Source organism: Streptomyces sp. NPDC048417, assembly GCF_040651615.1.
GTDB lineage: Bacteria > Actinomycetota > Actinomycetes > Streptomycetales > Streptomycetaceae > Streptomyces.
The window spans coordinates 86,928-102,873 of the sequence record NZ_JBEZKI010000030.1; the positions used below are offsets into that span (position 1 = coordinate 86,928).

The following is a 15,946-nucleotide window of genomic DNA, read 5'->3' on the forward strand; positions in this document are numbered from 1 at the left end:
CACGCCACGTGACACCGGGTGCCACGGCTGAGGAAGCGCCGTCACCAGAAATTCTCTCCGCCGCTTTGGCGGACCACCGCCCCGGCACGGTCCACACAGCAAGGACCGCAGCCGGACAGCACAACCGGTCGCCGAGCCAGACAGGCCGACGTCCGCTCCAGGGAAGGACCCTTCGTGAGCGACACCACCGATCTGATGGGCGCACGTGTCGAGGAGACCGCTGCCGCGCCCGCCACGGACGCCTCCGCGCCTGCCACCGGTGCCGGCTCCCGGCGGCGCCGCGGTACCGGCCTTGAGGGCATGGTGCTGGCAGAGCTTCAGCAGGTCGCATCCGGCCTCGGTATCAGGGGCACGGCGCGGATGCGCAAGAGCCAGCTGATCGAGGTCATCAAGGAGGCGCAGGCCGGTGGGGGCGCCGCCCCCAAGGCCGCCGAGAGCGCCACCGAGACCAAGCCGAAGCGCCGGGCCACCTCCAAGGCCCGTACGGGCGGCGAGGTCGCCGAGAAGCAGGCGGAGCAGGCCGCCGAGGCCCCCGCCGAGCAGGCCGTGGCCCAGCAGCAGATCGAGATTCCCGGCCAGCCCGCCGGCGGCACCGCCCGCGACACCGAGCGTGGCGGCGAGGACGCGCCGACCGAGCGCCGCCGTCGCCGTGCCACCGCCGAGGCCGGCAGCCCCACCGCGAGCGGCGCCGAGACCGTCGTCGCCGAGGCGAAGAGCGAGCCGAAGGCCGAGACGCCCGCCGCGCAGCCGCAGGCTGACGCCGACGGCGACGGCCGCGGCCGCCGTGACCGCCGTGACCGCGGCCGGGACCGTGACCGCCGCAACAAGGGCGACGAGCAGCAGGGCGCCGGCCAGGGCGGCCGTCAGGACCGTCAGGACCGGGACCGCCAGGACCGGGACCGTCAGCAGCCGCAGCAGCAGGGCGGCGGCCGTCAGGACCGCAACGCCGGCCCGCAGGACGACGACGACTTCGACGGCGGACGCCGTGGCCGTCGCGGCCGGTACCGGGACCGTCGGGGCCGTCGTGGCCGCGACGAGATCGGTGGTGCCGAGCCGCAGGTCTCCGACGACGACGTCCTGATCCCCGTCGCGGGCATCCTCGACATCCTCGACAACTACGCGTTCATCCGGACCTCCGGCTACCTGCCGGGCCCGAACGACGTGTACGTCTCCCTCGCCCAGGTCCGCAAGAACGGCCTGCGCAAGGGCGACCACGTCACCGGCGCGGTCCGTCAGCCCAAGGAGGGCGAGCGCCGCGAGAAGTTCAACGCGCTGGTCCGCCTCGACTCCGTCAACGGCATGGCGCCCGAACACGGCCGTGGCCGCCCGGAGTTCAACAAGCTGACCCCGCTCTACCCGCAGGACCGGCTCCGTCTGGAGACCGACCCGGGCGTGCTGACCACCCGCATCATCGACCTGGTGTCGCCGATCGGTAAGGGCCAGCGCGGTCTGATCGTGGCCCCGCCGAAGACCGGCAAGACCATGATCATGCAGGCGATCGCCAACGCGATCACCCACAACAACCCCGAGTGCCACCTGATGGTCGTCCTGGTCGACGAGCGTCCGGAAGAGGTCACCGACATGCAGCGGTCGGTCAAGGGCGAGGTCATCTCCTCGACCTTCGACCGTCCGGCCGAGGACCACACCACGGTCGCCGAGCTCGCCATCGAGCGCGCCAAGCGTCTGGTGGAGCTGGGCCACGACGTGGTCGTGCTGCTCGACTCGATCACGCGTCTGGGCCGTGCGTACAACCTGGCCGCGCCGGCCTCCGGCCGCATCCTGTCCGGTGGTGTCGACTCGACCGCCCTGTACCCGCCGAAGCGCTTCTTCGGTGCGGCCCGCAACATCGAGGACGGCGGCTCGCTGACCATCCTCGCCACCGCCCTGGTGGACACCGGGTCCCGCATGGACGAGGTGATCTTCGAGGAGTTCAAGGGCACCGGCAACGCGGAGCTCAAGCTCGACCGGAAGCTCGCCGACAAGCGCATCTTCCCGGCGGTGGACGTCGACGCGTCCGGCACCCGTAAGGAAGAGATCCTGCTCGCCCCCGACGAGCTCGCCATCGTCTGGAAGCTGCGCCGGGTGCTGCACGCCCTCGACCAGCAGCAGGCGGTCGAACTGCTCCTCGACAAGATGAAGCAGACGAAGTCGAACGCCGAGTTCCTGATGCAGATTCAGAAGACGACGCCCACCCCCGGTAACGGGGACTAGTCGACAAAGGCCCGGTTCTCCGCGCCTCTTCGGAACGCTCGAAGGGCCGCTCCCCGCAATCGCGGGGTGCGGCCCTTTTCGTTTCTCCCCCCGGTGTAGGATCGCGCCCTTCGGTCAGTTGACCGAATCTCGAAATCCTGATCCCTAGGGGGGGACTTAGGTGGGTACACCCACGTCCGGGAGCGGTCGCCACAGACGCCGGATACGTTTCGCTCTGCCCGTGGCCGCGGCCGGAATCGCCGCCGCCGTCACGGCCGCACTGATCTCGACCTCCGCCAGCGCGGCCACCCAGCCGACGCCCACGGTCAAGCCGGTCGTCAGCACGCCGTCGCAGGCCACGCTGAAGCAGCGCGCCGCCAACGCCGTCGCCGCCGTCAACAGCAAGACCACCACGACGAAGACGTCGAGCAGTGGTTCCGCTGTCTCACCGAAGATCATCGGTGGCGGTACGACCACCATCTCCTCGGCGCCCTGGATGGCCCAACTCTGGTACGACGACACCAAGAGCACCACCAGCACCAGCGACGACGTCGCCTTCTTCTGCGGTGGCTCGGTGATCTCGCCCACGAAGATCCTCACCGCCGCACACTGCGTCAAGGGCTTCAAGTGGAGCACCACCAACTCCGTGGTCATCACGGGCACCGCCTCGCTGCCCACCACCACCAGCGGCGGCACCGTCTCCGCCGTCCTGCGCCAGTGGAACCACCCGTCGTACACCGTGTCGTCCAGGGGTGTCCCCAACAACGACATCGCCGTGCTCACCCTGGCCGCCCCGGTCAAGGCCACGCCGATCCGGCTGACGACCAACACCGACACGACCTCGTACAAGGCGAACACCAGCGCCAAGGTCTACGGCTGGGGCCGCACCAGCTCCACCTCGGACAACATCTCCGAGACCCTGAAGACGGCCACGCTGCCCGTCCAGTCCGACACCGCCTGCACGAACGCCTACGGCAGTGACATCGTCAAGGGCCACATGGTCTGCGCCGGCAAGCCCGCCACCGGCTCCGACACCGGTACCACCTCCGCCTGCAACGGCGACTCCGGCGGCCCGCTGGTCGTCGGCGGCCGGATCGTCGGCGTGGTCTCCTGGGGGGTCCAGGACTGTGTCGCCAAGGGCGCCTACAGCGTCTTCACGAAGGTCAGCACCTACGTCGGTGCCGCCTACGCGCAGATCGCCGACACCAACCTGAGCCTGTTCAACGGGCTCAACGACGGCAAGGCCGACCTGTTCGTCCGCAAGTCGTCGACCCACGTCGGCTACGAGCTGGACTCGAAGGGCACCTCGCTCACCTCCCCCACCGCCGCCTCCTCCTGGGGCAACTTCACCGGCGTCAACCTCGTCCTTCAGGCCGACCTCAACCGGGACGGCTTCCAGGACCTGGTCTACCGGGTGGCCTCCACCGGTGACGTCTACTGGTACCACTTCGCGCTGAACAGCGCCCAGACCAGCGGCTCCTGGGTCACCAAGAAGATCTTCACCAACTGGAAGACCCGCAAGGCCACCGTCATCCCCGGTGACCTCACCGGCGACTACCTGCCCGACGTGCTGTCCGAGGACTCCGCCGGTGTCCTGTGGCTGTACCCGGGCAAGGGCAACGGCACCTTCGGCTCCCGCGTCCGGATCGGCGGCGGCTGGAGCCAGTACAACCAGCTGCGCGGCGTCGGCGACTTCAACGGCGACGGCAAGGCCGACCTGCTGGCCCGCAAGAGCAGCGGCGGCGACCTGTACCTGTACAAGGGCACCGGCAAGTCCGGCACCGGCCTCTTCTCGGCCCGGGTGAAGGTCCGTTCCGGCTGGACCGGCTTCAACACCCTCGCCGCGGTCGGCGACCTGACCGGCGACGGCAAGGCCGACCTGGTGGCCCGTACGACCGGGGGAACGCTGTACCTCTACCCGGGCACGGGCAAGGCGACCAGTGAGATCTTCGGCACAAGGAAGTCGCTCGGTACCGGTTTCCAGCAGTACGACATCTTCGGCTGAAATACCTGGTGAGCGGGGTTCGCCCCACTTGCCCGACTACACGGTGTGCCCATCGCGCTACGCGGTGGGCGCACTGCGTTGTGCAACTCTTTCCCGAGTTTCGCCGTCTGACCAGGCGGAGTGACGATGGTCCGGTACGTGCCGATGATCCTGGTACGCCGGGCCTGACCCTGAAAGCAGGGGGTAACCGAGCAGTCGTACGAGAACAGAGGAGCCCATGTCTGCCGAGAGCACGCCGGAGCCCGCCATACCCGAGGCCGGACCGAAGGTCCCGGGCCGCCGGGGCAAGGGCCGCCGCCGCAAGGCCCCCGGTACGGGCCGCAGGGCGCTCCGTGTCACGGCCTGGACGGCGGCCGGCATCCTCGTTCTGGGCGGCACCGGACTCGGTTACGTGTACTTCAAGCTCAACGGCAACCTCAAGACCGTCGACATCAACCAGGCGCTCGGCAGCGACCGGCCCACCAAGGTCGACAACGGCTCCGAGAACATCCTGGTCCTCGGCTCGGACACGCGCTCCGGTGCCAACAAGAAGCTCGGCGGCGGTGCGGACGACGGCAGCGCCCGATCCGACACGGCGATGATCGTCCACGTCTACGAGGGCCACAAGCGGGCCAGCGTGGTCTCCGTCCCCCGGGACACCCTGATCGACCGCCCGTCCTGCACGGACGCGCACGGTGTCACGCACGACGCGGCCACCGACGTGATGTTCAACTCCGCGTACTCCACGGGCGGCGCGAGCTGCGCGGTCAAGACCGTCGAGTCGGTCACCGGCATCCGCATGGACCACTACCTGGAGGTCGACTTCTCGGGCTTCCAGAAGCTCATCGACGAGTTGGGCGGGGTCACGGTCACCACGACCAAGAACATCGACGACCCGCAGAGTCACCTCGACCTCAAGGCCGGCAAGCACACGCTCGACGGTGAGCAGGCGCTCGGCCTGGTCCGCACCCGGCACGGCGTCGGCGACGGCTCCGACCTCGGCCGCATCCAGCTCCAGCAGGCGTTCGTCAAGGCCCTGATCAACCAGGTCGAGCAGGTGGGCGTCTTCACCAGCCCCAAGAAGCTGTACAACCTGGGCGACACCGCGACGAAGACGGTCACCACCGACTCCGACCTGGGCTCGGTGAACTCCCTGATCGACTTCGCGAACGGTCTGAAGTCCATCGGCTCCAAGAACATGCACATGGTCACGATGCCGGTCGAGTACGACCCGGCGAACCCGAACCGGGTGATAGTGGCCAAGGCCAAGGCCAAGCAGGTCTGGACGGCCCTGAAGAACGACAGGCCGATCCCGGCGAGCGCCACGAAGGGCACGGCGACGGGGCAGGCCAAGGGGGTCGTGACGGCGTCGTGAGGGTGCGGCGCCGTCGTGGCCGGTCGCGCCCACGCGGCGGAGCCGCACATCGACACAGCCCCGCGCCCCTGAAGGGGCGCTCAGGCTGACGCCCCTGAAAGGGGCGCGGGGAACTGCGCGAACAACCCACGACGGCCCGCACCCGCGCACGGCGAAACCGTGGCACCCCCCTCGGCGCGACCATCCCCCGCACCCTCGGGAATACCCTGCCGCTCCCCCCGGTTTTGGGGTATGCGCCCAGCCCTGGCAGACTGGTACGTCGGCCCCGGTTCACGCCCCGCAGCCCGCGGCAGCGACCCGGTGCCCTCCCGAAATCTAGGAGACACCTTGAAGCGCGAGATCCACCCCGAGTACGTCGAGACGCAGGTCAGCTGCACCTGTGGCGCGTCGTTCACCACCCGTAGCACCATCCAGTCCGGCACCATCCGGGCTGAGGTCTGCTCCGAGTGCCACCCGTTCTACACGGGTAAGCAGAAGATCCTCGACACCGGTGGCCGTGTGGCCCGCTTCGAGGCCCGCTTCGGCAAGGCTGCCGCCGGCTCCAAGAAGTAGCGAGCCCCATTTCGCCGGTCCACGGCCGTGTCCCTACGGGGGCACGCCCGGGACCGGCGTTTTTGGTCGCCCGCCTTCCCTTCCGTACGCAGTATCAGGAGCCCAAAAATGTTCGAGGCCGTCGAGGAACTCGTCGTCGAGCACGCCGACCTGGAGAAGAAGCTCGCCGACCCGTCGGTCCACGCCGACCAGGCCAACGCGCGCAAGCTGAACAAGCGCTACGCCGAACTCACCCCGATCGTCGGCACGTACCGCTCCTGGAAGCAGACCGGCGACGACATCGAGACCGCGCGTGAACTGGCCGCCGACGACCCCGACTTCGCCGCCGAGGTCAAGGAGCTGGACAAGCAGCGCGACGAGCTGACCGAGAAGCTGCGGCTGCTCCTGGTGCCACGGGACCCGTCCGACGACAAGGACGTGATCCTGGAGATCAAGGCGGGGGCCGGCGGCGACGAGTCGGCGCTGTTCGCCGGTGACCTGCTGCGGATGTACCTGCGGTACGCCGAGCGCGTCGGCTGGAAGACCGAGATCATCGACTCCACCGAGTCCGAGCTGGGCGGCTACAAGGACGTCCAGGTCGCGGTGAAGACCAAGGGCGGCAACGGCGCGACCGAGCCCGGGCAGGGCGTCTGGGCGCGGCTGAAGTACGAGGGCGGCGTGCACCGCGTGCAGCGCGTCCCGGCGACCGAGTCGCAGGGCCGTATCCACACGTCGGCGGCCGGGGTGCTGGTGACCCCCGAGGCCGAGGAGGTCGACGTCGAGATCAATCCGAACGACCTCCGGATCGACGTCTACCGGTCCTCGGGACCCGGCGGGCAGTCCGTCAACACCACCGACTCCGCGGTGCGCATCACGCACCTGCCCACCGGAGTCGTCGCCTCCTGCCAGAACGAGAAGAGCCAACTGCAGAACAAGGAGCAGGCCTTGCGTATCCTGCGCTCCAGGCTGCTCGCCGCGGCGCAGGAGGAGGCGGAGAAGGAAGCCGCCGACGCCCGCCGCAGCCAGGTCCGCACCGTCGACCGCTCCGAGAAGATCCGCACCTACAACTTCCCGGAGAATCGCATCTCGGACCACCGAGTCGGCTTCAAGGCGTACAACTTGGACCAGGTCCTGGACGGCGAACTCGACGCGGTGATCCAGGCCTGCGTCGACGCGGACTCGGCCGCGAAGCTCGCGGCCGCGTAAGGCATGCACGACTGAGTACGACACGGAGGACCAGCGTGAACCTGCTGCTCGCCGAGGTGGCCCAGGCCACCCAGCGGCTGGCCGACGCCGGCGTGCCCTCGCCGCGCAACGACGCGGAGGAGCTCGCCGCGTTCGTGCACGGCGTGAAGCGGGGCGCGCTGCACTCCGTCAAGGACTCCGACTTCGACGCCCGCTACTGGGAGGTCATCGCCCGGCGGGAGCAGCGCGAGCCGCTCCAGCACATCACCGGGCGGGCCTACTTCCGCTACCTCGAACTCCAGGTGGGGCCGGGCGTCTTCGTACCGCGCCCGGAGACCGAGTCCGTCGTCGGCTGGGCCATAGACGCCGTACGCGCCATGGACGTGGTCGAGCCGTGCATCGTCGATCTGTGCACCGGCTCCGGCGCCATCGCGCTCGCCCTCGCCCAGGAGGTCCCGCGCTCGCGCGTGCACGCCGTGGAGCTGTCCGAGGAGGCGCTCCAGTGGACCCGCAAGAACGTGGCGGGCTCCCGGGTCGACCTGCGCCAGGGAGACGCCCTGGACGCCTTCCACGACCTCGACGGCCATGTCGACCTGGTCATCTCCAACCCGCCGTACATCCCGCTCACCGAGTGGGAGTACGTCGCCCCCGAGGCGCGCGACTACGACCCGGAACTGGCCCTGTTCTCCGGCGAGGACGGCCTCGACCTCATCCGGGGCATCGAACGCACCGCGCACCGGCTGCTGCGTCCCGGCGGTGTCGTCGTCATCGAGCACGCCGACACCCAGGGCGGCCAGGTGCCGTGGATCTTCACCGAGGAGCGGGGCTGGGCCGACGCGGCCGACCACCCGGACCTCAACAACCGCCCCCGCTTCGCGACCGCCCGCAAGGCGCTGCCGTGAGCACCCCCCAGACTGATCCCCGGGAGTCCCGGGAGTCCCGGACGTACGTGTACTTCGTGTACGAGGAGGCCCGCTAGACATGGCACGGCGATACGACACCAACGACGCGACCGACCGCGCGACGGGTCTGCGCGAAGCCGCGTCCGCCGTCCGCCGGGGCGAACTGGTGGTGCTGCCCACGGACACGGTGTACGGCATCGGCGCCGACGCGTTCACCGCGGAGGCGGTCTCCGACCTGCTCGACGCCAAGGGCCGGGGCCGCAACATGCCCACCCCGGTGCTGATCGGGTCCCCGAACACGCTGCACGGGCTCGTCACCGACTTCTCCGAGCTGGCCTGGGAGCTGGTCGACGCGTTCTGGCCGGGCGCCCTCACCCTGGTCGCCAGGCACCAGCCGTCCCTCCAGTGGGACCTCGGCGACACCCGGGGCACGGTCGCCGTGCGCATGCCCCTGCACCCGGTCGCCATCGAGCTGCTCACCGAGGTCGGCCCGATGGCCGTCTCCTCCGCCAACCTCACCGGCCACCCGTCCCCGGAGACCTGTGACGCCGCGCAGGAGATGCTCGGCGACTCCGTCTCCGTCTACCTCGACGGCGGTCCGACCCCGGGCAACGTCCCCTCGTCGATCGTCGACGTCAGCCGTGAGGTGCCGCTGCTGCTGCGCGCGGGCGCGATCTCGGCAGAGGAGCTGCGCAAGGTCGTACCCGACCTCGAGGTGGCGAATTGACAGCCCCTGACGCGGGGCGTGGCATAGGCAACGGGGAGCGCGCATCGGAGATCACGACCACGTTCGTGGGGCTTCCGCGCGACAGCTTCCGCATCCTCCACGTCAGCACCGGCAACGTGTGCCGCTCGCCGATCACCGAGCGGCTGACCCGCCATCTCGTGACGGACCGGCTCGGCACCTTTCTGGGCGGCGGGCTGATCGTGGAGAGCGCGGGCACCTGGGGCCATGAGGGCGCGCCCATGGAGGCCAACGCGGAGGCCGTCCTGGCCGACTTCGGCGCGGACGCGACCGGGTTCGTGGGACGGGAGCTGCTCGACGAGCACGTCATCCGCGCCGACCTGGTGCTGACCGCCACCCGTGACCACCGCGCCCAGGTCATCTCCATGGGCCACTCGGCGGGCCTGCGCACCTTCACGCTGAAGGAGTTCACCCGCCTGGTCCGCGCGATCGACCCGGCGACGCTGCCCCCGCTGCACGAGGGCGTGGTCGTCCGCGCCCGCGCACTGGTCCGTGCGGCGGCCGCGCTGCGCGGATGGCTGCTGGCCCCCACGGCGGAGGCGGACGAGGTCTACGACCCGTACGGCGCCCCGCTGCCGTTCTTCCGTTCCATCGGCGACGAGATACACGAGGCCCTGGACCCCGTGGTCACGGCGCTGACGGGCGTCCCGGCGCGGATGTAGCCCAAGGCGCCGTACACACCGCGCACCCCACCCGCCCCGGGCCTACATTGGACGTACGTCACCGTCGACCGCCCGGAGCCCGTCATGCCGGTCAGCCCTACCCTCGTCGAGGCCGATCCGCTGCGCCGGCAGGATCCGGAGCTGGCGGAGATCCTGCTGGGGGAGCTGGCCCGGCAGTCGACGTCGTTGCAGCTGATCGCCGCCGAGAACTTCTGCTCCCCGGCCGTGCTGGCCGCCCTCGGCTCGCCGCTCGCCAACAAGTACGCCGAGGGGTACCCGGGCGCCCGGCACCACGGCGGCTGCGAGATCGTGGACGTCGCCGAGCGACTCGCCGTCGACCGCGCCAAGGCCCTGTTCGACGCCGCGCACGCCAATGTGCAGTCCCATTCCGGGTCGTCCGCCGTGCTGGCCGCCTACGCCGCCCTGCTGCGCCCCGGCGACACCGTGCTCGCCCTCGGGCTGCCCTACGGCGGTCATCTCACGCACGGCTCGCCGGCCAACTTCTCCGGCCGCTGGTTCGACTTCGTCGGGTACGGGGTCGACGCGGAGAGCGGGCTCATCGACCACGACCAGGTGCGGGCGCTGGCCCGCAGCCACCGGCCCAAGGCGATCGTGTGCGGGTCCATCGCCTATCCCCGGCACATCGACTACGCCTTCTTCCGCGAGGTCGCCGACGAGGTGGGCGCGTACCTGATCGCCGACGCCGCCCATCCCATCGGGCTGGTGGCCGGGGGAGCGGCGCCGAACCCGCTGCCGTACGCCGACGTGGTGTGCGCGACCACGCACAAGGTGCTGCGCGGGCCGCGCGGCGGGATGCTCCTGTGCGGTTCGCCCGAGCTGGCCGAGCGCCTCGACCGGGCTGTGTTCCCTTTCACACAGGGCGGCGCGCAGATGCACACCATCGCCGCGAAGGCGGTCGCGTTCGGGGAGGCGGCAACACCGGCGTTCACCGTGTACGCCCATCAGGTGGTCGCCAATGCGAGGGTTCTCGCGGCCGGCCTTGCCGACCAGGGGCTGGTGGTCACGACGGGCGGCACGGACACCCACCTCATCACCGTCGACCCGGCACCCCTCGGCGTCGACGGGCGTACCGCCCGGGGCCGGCTCGTCGCCGCCGGGATCGTCCTGGACAGCTGCGCCCTGCCGCACGGGGAGGCGCGCGGCCTGCGGCTGGGCACCGCCGCCGTGACCACACAGGGCATGGAGGCGGGGGAGATGACCAGGATCGCGGCTCTGCTGGCGGAGGTGCTGCGCGGTGCGACGGATGTGGGGAGGGTGCGTGACGAGGTGCGCGAGCTCACCGGTAGATTTCCGCCGTATCCCGGTGGAGGCGGGGTAGGCGCAGCGTCGTAGAGCCGTTGTACGCCCGCCTCACAGCCACGCGTGCAACCATCGTCGCTACCCGGAAGTCCCCATGCATATGCGACCGTCGCTAGGGTGTGGGGCTGTGATGGCCAGCGAGACCTGTGGGGAAGCCTGTGCGTGAATACCTGCTGACGCTCTGCATCACGGCCGCGGTGACGTATCTGCTGACAGGGCCGGTGCGGAAGTTCGCGATCGTGGCCGGGGCCATGCCGGAGATCCGGGCCCGTGACGTGCACCGGGAGCCCACTCCGCGGCTCGGCGGGATCGCGATGTTCTTCGGGCTGTGCGCGGGCCTGCTGGTCGCCGACCACCTGACCAACCTCAACGAGGTCTTCGCGAAGTCGAACGAGCCGCGGGCGCTGCTCTCCGGCGCCGCGCTGATCTGGCTGATCGGTGTGCTCGACGACAAGTTCGAGATCGACGCCCTGATCAAGCTGGGCGGTCAGATGATCGCCGCGGGCGTCATGGTCATGCAGGGTCTGACGATCCTGTGGCTGCCCATCCCGGGTGTCGGCACGGTGGCCCTGACCCCGTGGCAGGGCACCCTGCTGACGGTGGCCCTGGTGGTCATCACGATCAACGCGGTCAACTTCGTCGACGGCCTGGACGGCCTGGCCTCCGGCATGGTGTGCATCGCGGCCGCGGCGTTCTTCATGTACGCGTACCGGATCTGGTACTCGTACGGCATCGAGGCCGCCGCCCCGGCCACGCTGTTCTCGGCGATCCTGATGGGCATGTGCCTGGGCTTCCTGCCGCACAACCTGCATCCGGCGCGGATCTTCATGGGCGACTCCGGCTCGATGCTGATCGGCCTGGTGCTGGCCGCCGGTGCGATCTCGATCACGGGCCAGCTCGACCCGGACGTGATGAACCTGTTCGCCGGCTCCGAGCGCAACGCGGTGCACCAGATGGTTCCGGTCTACATCCCGCTGCTGCTGCCGCTGACCATCATCGCGGTGCCGGCCGCCGACCTGGTGCTGGCGATCGTGCGGCGCACCTGGCGCGGTCAGTCGCCGTTCGCCGCCGACCGCGGGCACCTGCACCACCGGCTCCTGGAGATCGGCCACTCGCACAGCAGGGCCGTGCTGATCATGTACTTCTGGTCGGCGCTGATCGGCTTCGGGGCGCTGGCGTACTCGGTGAACTCCGCGTCGATGTGGATCGTGCTCGGCGTGGTCTTCCTCAGCGCGATCGGCCTGGGGCTGCTTCTGCTGCCGCGGTTCACCCCGCGGGTGCCGGTGTGGGGCCAGCGGTTCGTGCCGCCGCGCTACCGGCGCCGCGGGCCGGCCCCGGAGGTCGCCGAGCCGACGGACTCAGCTGCTGCCCAGGCCGCCGCCCCCGATGTGCTGGAGAAGGCCGAGGAGCCGTGTGACGGGCACCGTCCCGCGGTGACCGCCGGGGTGGCCCGGGTCAACGGCTCGACGGCCATCGGTCCCCGTTCGCGCATCCTGGACCGGCGCACCTCCGAAACCTCGCGCTGACCCTCGCAAGGTAAGAATCTGACTAGAGCATTGCCAAGTCGTGGGGGAGCAAAAGCCCCTAATACCAGACACAACGGCTCGGTTTTCGCTCAGGCGGGCATGTTCACTCTCATGTGTGACAGCGAGCACACCTACCAGGTAAAGACCTCATCAAATAGTTTGTGATACGGTTCACGAGAACCCCGGACAGAGCCGAAGGACCCAAGTGCGATGGTCCATTGGCGTGAGGTCTTCGACCCTCCGACCGGGACTACGCTCGTCCATGACGACACCTGCCCCCCTGTGAAAGCGGAGTTGCCGCCATGCCGTCCAATGACGCCCGGATCCTGGCCCAGGCCGCCGTACCCACGGCCGCCGTCGGCGTGCTCGCTGCCGTCGTCAGCGCAGTGGTCGCGGGCGGCAAGGGGGCGATCGGGGCGGTGGTCGCGACGGTGATCGTGATCCTCTTCATGGGGGTCGGTCTCTACGTCCTGCAGCGCACGGCCAAATCCATGCCGCAGCTCTTCCAGATGATGGGCCTGATGCTCTACGCGGCCCAGCTTCTGCTGCTGTTCATCTTCATGGCCGTTTTCAAGAACACGACGTTGTTCAACCCCCGGGCCTTCGCCATCACGCTCGTGGTCGCCACGCTCACGTGGATCGCGGCACAGACCCGCGCCCACATGAAGGCCAAGATCCTCTACGTCGAACCCGAGAAGTCCGAGAAGTCCGAGAAGTCCGGACGATCGTCGTGAGAGGTAGGCCCGGGATAAAGGCGCACGAGAGATGCTGCTATCGTCCGGTGCCAACTGCGGCATCGCGGGCGCGGGCATCTGAGCTGACGCCTGCTCAATCGCGAGGCGAGATGCCCCCCAGCCGCCCCCACATCCGTAACACCAGTCCCGTGCCGAACCGCGGCCATGCGCCGCGCCGACACAACGAGGTTGCCGTACCTATGCGCCACGCTGAAGGAGCCCGCGGTGAGTGCTGACCCGACGCAGACGCTCGCTTTCGACACGAGCTGTCACCTGTTCGGAAACGACGGGTGCGGTTTCGACACGGTCGCTCCGGGCCTGCACTCGTTCCTGTTCAAGCCGCTCTTCGGCGGCGCGGACAGCAACGTGTACTTCAACAAGACGATGCTGCTGGCGCTGCTCGGGTCGATCATCGTCATCGGCTTCTTCTGGGCCGCCTTCGCCAAGCCGAAGGTCATCCCGGGCAAGCTCCAGATGGTGGCCGAGGCCGGATACGACTTCGTCCGCCGCGGTGTCGTCTACGAGACCATCGGCAAGAAGGAAGGCGAGAAGTACGTCCCGCTCGTCGTCTCGCTCTTCTTCTTCATCTGGATGATGAACCTCTGGTCGATCATCCCGATCGCCCAGTTCCCGGTGACCGCGATCATCTCGTACCCCGCCGCCCTGGCCGCGATCGTCTACATCCTGTGGGTCTCGCTGACCTTCAAGCGGCACGGCTTCGTCGGCGCCTTCAAGAACTTCACCGGCTACGACAAGTCGCTCGGCGCGGTCCTTCCGCTCTCGATGACGATCGAACTCTTCTCGAACCTGCTCGTGCGGCCCTTCACCCACGCCGTCCGGCTCTTCGCGAACATGTTCGCCGGCCACACCCTGCTGCTGCTCTTCACGGTTGCCAGCTGGTACATGCTCAACGGCGTCGGCATCGCCTACTCCGGTGTCTCGTTCGTGATGGTCCTCGTGATGACCGCCTTCGAGCTCTTCATCCAGGCTGTCCAGGCATACGTCTTCGTACTGCTGACCTGCAGCTTCATCCAGGGCGCGCTCGCCGAGTCCCACTGAGCGCCAACCCGACCACCCACTCCAGGCATCCGGTGGCCAACCCCCACCGGTCATTGAAAGAGAAGGAAGAACCGGCATGTCCGTTCTGCACGAGACCCTGGCCGCTGTCCAGATCAAGGGCAACCTCGGCTCCATCGGTTACGGCCTCGCCGCGATCGGCCCGGGCGTCGGCGTCGGCATCATCTTCGGTAACGGCACCCAGGCCCTCGCCCGCCAGCCCGAGGCGGCCGGCCTGATCCGCGCCAACCAGATCCTCGGCTTCGCCTTCTGTGAGGCGCTCGCCCTGATCGGTCTGGTCATGCCGTTCGTCTACCCGGCCTCCTGACCCGACCGCAGCGCACGTTTAGACGAAAGGCACTGATATGAGCCCCCTGGTTCAGCTGGCGGCGGAGGAGGCCGAGAACCCCCTCATCCCGCCGATCCCAGAGCTCGTCATCGGCCTCATCGCCTTCGTCATCGTCTTCGGCTTCCTCGCCAAGAAGCTCCTTCCGAACATCAACAAGGTTCTGGAGCAGCGCCGCGAGGCGATCGAGGGCGGTATCGAGAAGGCCGAGGCCGCGCAGACCGAGGCCCAGAGCGTCCTTGAGCAGTACAAGGCGCAGCTGGCCGAGGCCCGGCACGAGGCCGCGCGCCTGCGCCAGGAGGCTCAGGAGCAGGGCGCCACCCTCATCACCGAGATGCGCGCCGAGGGCCAGCGGCAGCGTGAGGAGATCGTCGCCGCCGGTCACGCCCAGATCGAGGCCGACCGCAAGTCCGCCGCGCAGTCGCTGCGCCAGGACGTGGGTCAGCTGGCCACCGACCTGGCCGGCAAGCTGGTCGGCGAGTCCCTCGAGGACCACGCCCGGCAGAGCCGTGTGATCGACCGCTTCCTCGACGAGCTTGAGGAGAAGGCCGAGGCGGCCCGATGAACGGAGCGAGCCGCGACGCACTGGCAGCCGCACGGACGCGTCTCGACGCGCTGACGGACTCGACGTCCGTGGACGCGACGCGGCTCGCGGACGAGCTGGCGGCCGTCACCACGCTGCTCGACCGCGAGGGCGGCCTGCGTCGGGTCCTCACCGACCCGGCGCAGTCCGGCGAGGCCAAGGCCGAGCTGGTCCGGCGCCTGATCGGCGGCCAGGTCGGCGAGTCCACCGCCGACGTGGTCTCCGGCCTGGTCCGGTCCCGTTGGTCGCAGCCCCGCGACCTGGTGGACGCGCTGGAGGAGCTGGCGAACACCGCCGACCTCACGGCCGCGGAGAAGGCCGGCACGCTGGACGACGTCGAGGACGAGCTGTTCCGCTTCGGCCGGATCGTCTCCTCCAGCACCGAGCTGCGCGCCGCGCTCACCGACCGCAAGGCCACCGTCACCGCGAAGACCGAGCTGTTGCACCGGCTGCTCGGCGGACGCGCCAAGCCGGTCACCGAGCGTCTGGTCACGCGCCTTGTGACCGTGCCGCGGGGACGTAGCCTGGAAGCGGGCCTGGAGGCCCTCTCCAAGCTCGCCGCGGAGCGCCGCAGCCGCGTCGTCGCCGTCGTCACCTCGGCGGTGCCGCTGAGCGAGCCGCAGAAGCGACGCCTGGGCGCCGCCCTCGCGAAGCTCTACGGCCGCACGATGCACCTCAACCTCGACGTCGACCCCGAGGTCGTCGGCGGGATCCGGGTGCAGGTCGGTGACGAGGTCATCAACGGTTCGATCGCGGACCGGCTGGAGGACGCGGCCCGCCGCATGGCGAGCTAGCACCTCGGTAGTC

The 15,946-nt window shown here is 69.5% G+C and carries 15 protein-coding genes; all 15 read left to right on the top strand.

The features are described 5' to 3' along the window. The first annotated feature begins 174 nt into the window (after positions 1-174). Positions 175-2,211, top strand: a complete 2,037-nt coding sequence (rho, locus tag AB0D59_RS38345; protein ID WP_362575511.1) for a transcription termination factor Rho — start codon at positions 175-177, stop codon at positions 2,209-2,211. A gap of 220 nt (positions 2,212-2,431) precedes the next feature. Next, on the top strand, positions 2,432-4,195 hold the full coding sequence (locus AB0D59_RS38350) for a trypsin-like serine protease (protein WP_362575513.1): 1,764 nt from the start codon (positions 2,432-2,434) through the stop codon (positions 4,193-4,195). 217 nt (positions 4,196-4,412) lie between these two features. Beyond that, complete coding sequence (locus tag AB0D59_RS38355; protein ID WP_362575515.1) at positions 4,413-5,549, top strand: LCP family protein; 1,137 nt, start codon at positions 4,413-4,415, stop codon at positions 5,547-5,549. 327 nt (positions 5,550-5,876) lie between these two features. Beyond that, the gene (gene rpmE, locus AB0D59_RS38360; RefSeq protein WP_190206740.1) at positions 5,877-6,101 is read left to right on the top strand and encodes a 50S ribosomal protein L31; all 225 of its coding nucleotides are present in this window, start codon (positions 5,877-5,879) and stop codon (positions 6,099-6,101) included. Positions 6,102-6,209: 108 nt separating this feature from the next. Continuing rightward, a complete protein-coding gene (gene prfA / locus AB0D59_RS38365) occupies positions 6,210-7,286 on the top strand; it encodes a peptide chain release factor 1 (protein WP_351710484.1) in 1,077 nt (358 codons plus the stop codon). A 35-nt stretch (positions 7,287-7,321) separates the two neighbouring features. Beyond that, positions 7,322-8,167 carry a peptide chain release factor N(5)-glutamine methyltransferase gene (gene prmC / locus AB0D59_RS38370; protein WP_362575517.1) on the top strand — a complete coding sequence of 282 codons (846 nt, stop codon included), beginning with the start codon at positions 7,322-7,324 and terminating at the stop codon, positions 8,165-8,167. Between the two features lie 79 nt (positions 8,168-8,246). Next, the gene (locus tag AB0D59_RS38375; RefSeq protein WP_351710488.1) at positions 8,247-8,894 is read left to right on the top strand and encodes an L-threonylcarbamoyladenylate synthase; all 648 of its coding nucleotides are present in this window, start codon (positions 8,247-8,249) and stop codon (positions 8,892-8,894) included. Continuing rightward, the gene (locus AB0D59_RS38380) at positions 8,891-9,574 is read left to right on the top strand and encodes a protein-tyrosine-phosphatase (protein WP_360477379.1); all 684 of its coding nucleotides are present in this window, start codon (positions 8,891-8,893) and stop codon (positions 9,572-9,574) included. Before AB0D59_RS38375 ends, AB0D59_RS38380 begins: the two co-directional genes overlap by 4 nt. Before the next feature lie 84 nt (positions 9,575-9,658). After that, positions 9,659-10,927 (top strand): serine hydroxymethyltransferase, encoded by a 1,269-nt coding sequence (gene glyA, locus AB0D59_RS38385; RefSeq protein WP_362575520.1) that lies wholly within the window; start codon positions 9,659-9,661, stop codon positions 10,925-10,927. Positions 10,928-11,052: 125 nt separating this feature from the next. Next, a complete protein-coding gene (locus tag AB0D59_RS38390) occupies positions 11,053-12,420 on the top strand; it encodes an MraY family glycosyltransferase (RefSeq protein WP_362575522.1) in 1,368 nt (455 codons plus the stop codon). Positions 12,421-12,722: 302 nt separating this feature from the next. After that, positions 12,723-13,154 carry a hypothetical protein gene (locus tag AB0D59_RS38395; RefSeq protein WP_362575523.1) on the top strand — a complete coding sequence of 144 codons (432 nt, stop codon included), beginning with the start codon at positions 12,723-12,725 and terminating at the stop codon, positions 13,152-13,154. 225 nt (positions 13,155-13,379) lie between these two features. Beyond that, on the top strand, positions 13,380-14,213 hold the full coding sequence (gene atpB, locus AB0D59_RS38400; protein ID WP_362575525.1) for a F0F1 ATP synthase subunit A: 834 nt from the start codon (positions 13,380-13,382) through the stop codon (positions 14,211-14,213). A gap of 76 nt (positions 14,214-14,289) precedes the next feature. After that, positions 14,290-14,538, top strand: coding sequence for a F0F1 ATP synthase subunit C (locus AB0D59_RS38405; RefSeq protein WP_067003022.1), 249 nt, complete (start codon positions 14,290-14,292; stop codon positions 14,536-14,538). A gap of 37 nt (positions 14,539-14,575) precedes the next feature. Continuing rightward, positions 14,576-15,121: a F0F1 ATP synthase subunit B gene (locus AB0D59_RS38410; RefSeq protein ID WP_360477394.1), complete on the top strand. Its 546-nt coding sequence runs from the start codon at positions 14,576-14,578 to the stop codon at positions 15,119-15,121. Further along, positions 15,118-15,933 (top strand): F0F1 ATP synthase subunit delta, encoded by an 816-nt coding sequence (locus AB0D59_RS38415; protein ID WP_362575528.1) that lies wholly within the window; start codon positions 15,118-15,120, stop codon positions 15,931-15,933. Before AB0D59_RS38410 ends, AB0D59_RS38415 begins: the two co-directional genes overlap by 4 nt. The last annotated feature ends 13 nt before the right edge of the window (positions 15,934-15,946 follow it).

Excerpts from the sequence above, each read along its gene's own strand:
- AB0D59_RS38405 (WP_067003022.1), top strand. The coding sequence starts at position 14,290 with ATGTCCGTTCTGCACGAGACCCTGGCCGCTGTCCAGATCAAGGGCAAC.
- AB0D59_RS38410 (WP_360477394.1), top strand. The coding sequence starts at position 14,576 with ATGAGCCCCCTGGTTCAGCTGGCGGCGGAGGAGGCCGAGAACCCCCTC.
- glyA (WP_362575520.1), top strand. The coding sequence starts at position 9,659 with ATGCCGGTCAGCCCTACCCTCGTCGAGGCCGATCCGCTGCGCCGGCAG.
- prfA (WP_351710484.1), top strand. The coding sequence starts at position 6,210 with ATGTTCGAGGCCGTCGAGGAACTCGTCGTCGAGCACGCCGACCTGGAG.
- AB0D59_RS38375 (WP_351710488.1), top strand. The coding sequence starts at position 8,247 with ATGGCACGGCGATACGACACCAACGACGCGACCGACCGCGCGACGGGT.
- AB0D59_RS38395 (WP_362575523.1), top strand. The coding sequence starts at position 12,723 with ATGCCGTCCAATGACGCCCGGATCCTGGCCCAGGCCGCCGTACCCACG.
- AB0D59_RS38355 (WP_362575515.1), top strand. The coding sequence starts at position 4,413 with ATGTCTGCCGAGAGCACGCCGGAGCCCGCCATACCCGAGGCCGGACCG.
- AB0D59_RS38415 (WP_362575528.1), top strand. The coding sequence starts at position 15,118 with ATGAACGGAGCGAGCCGCGACGCACTGGCAGCCGCACGGACGCGTCTC.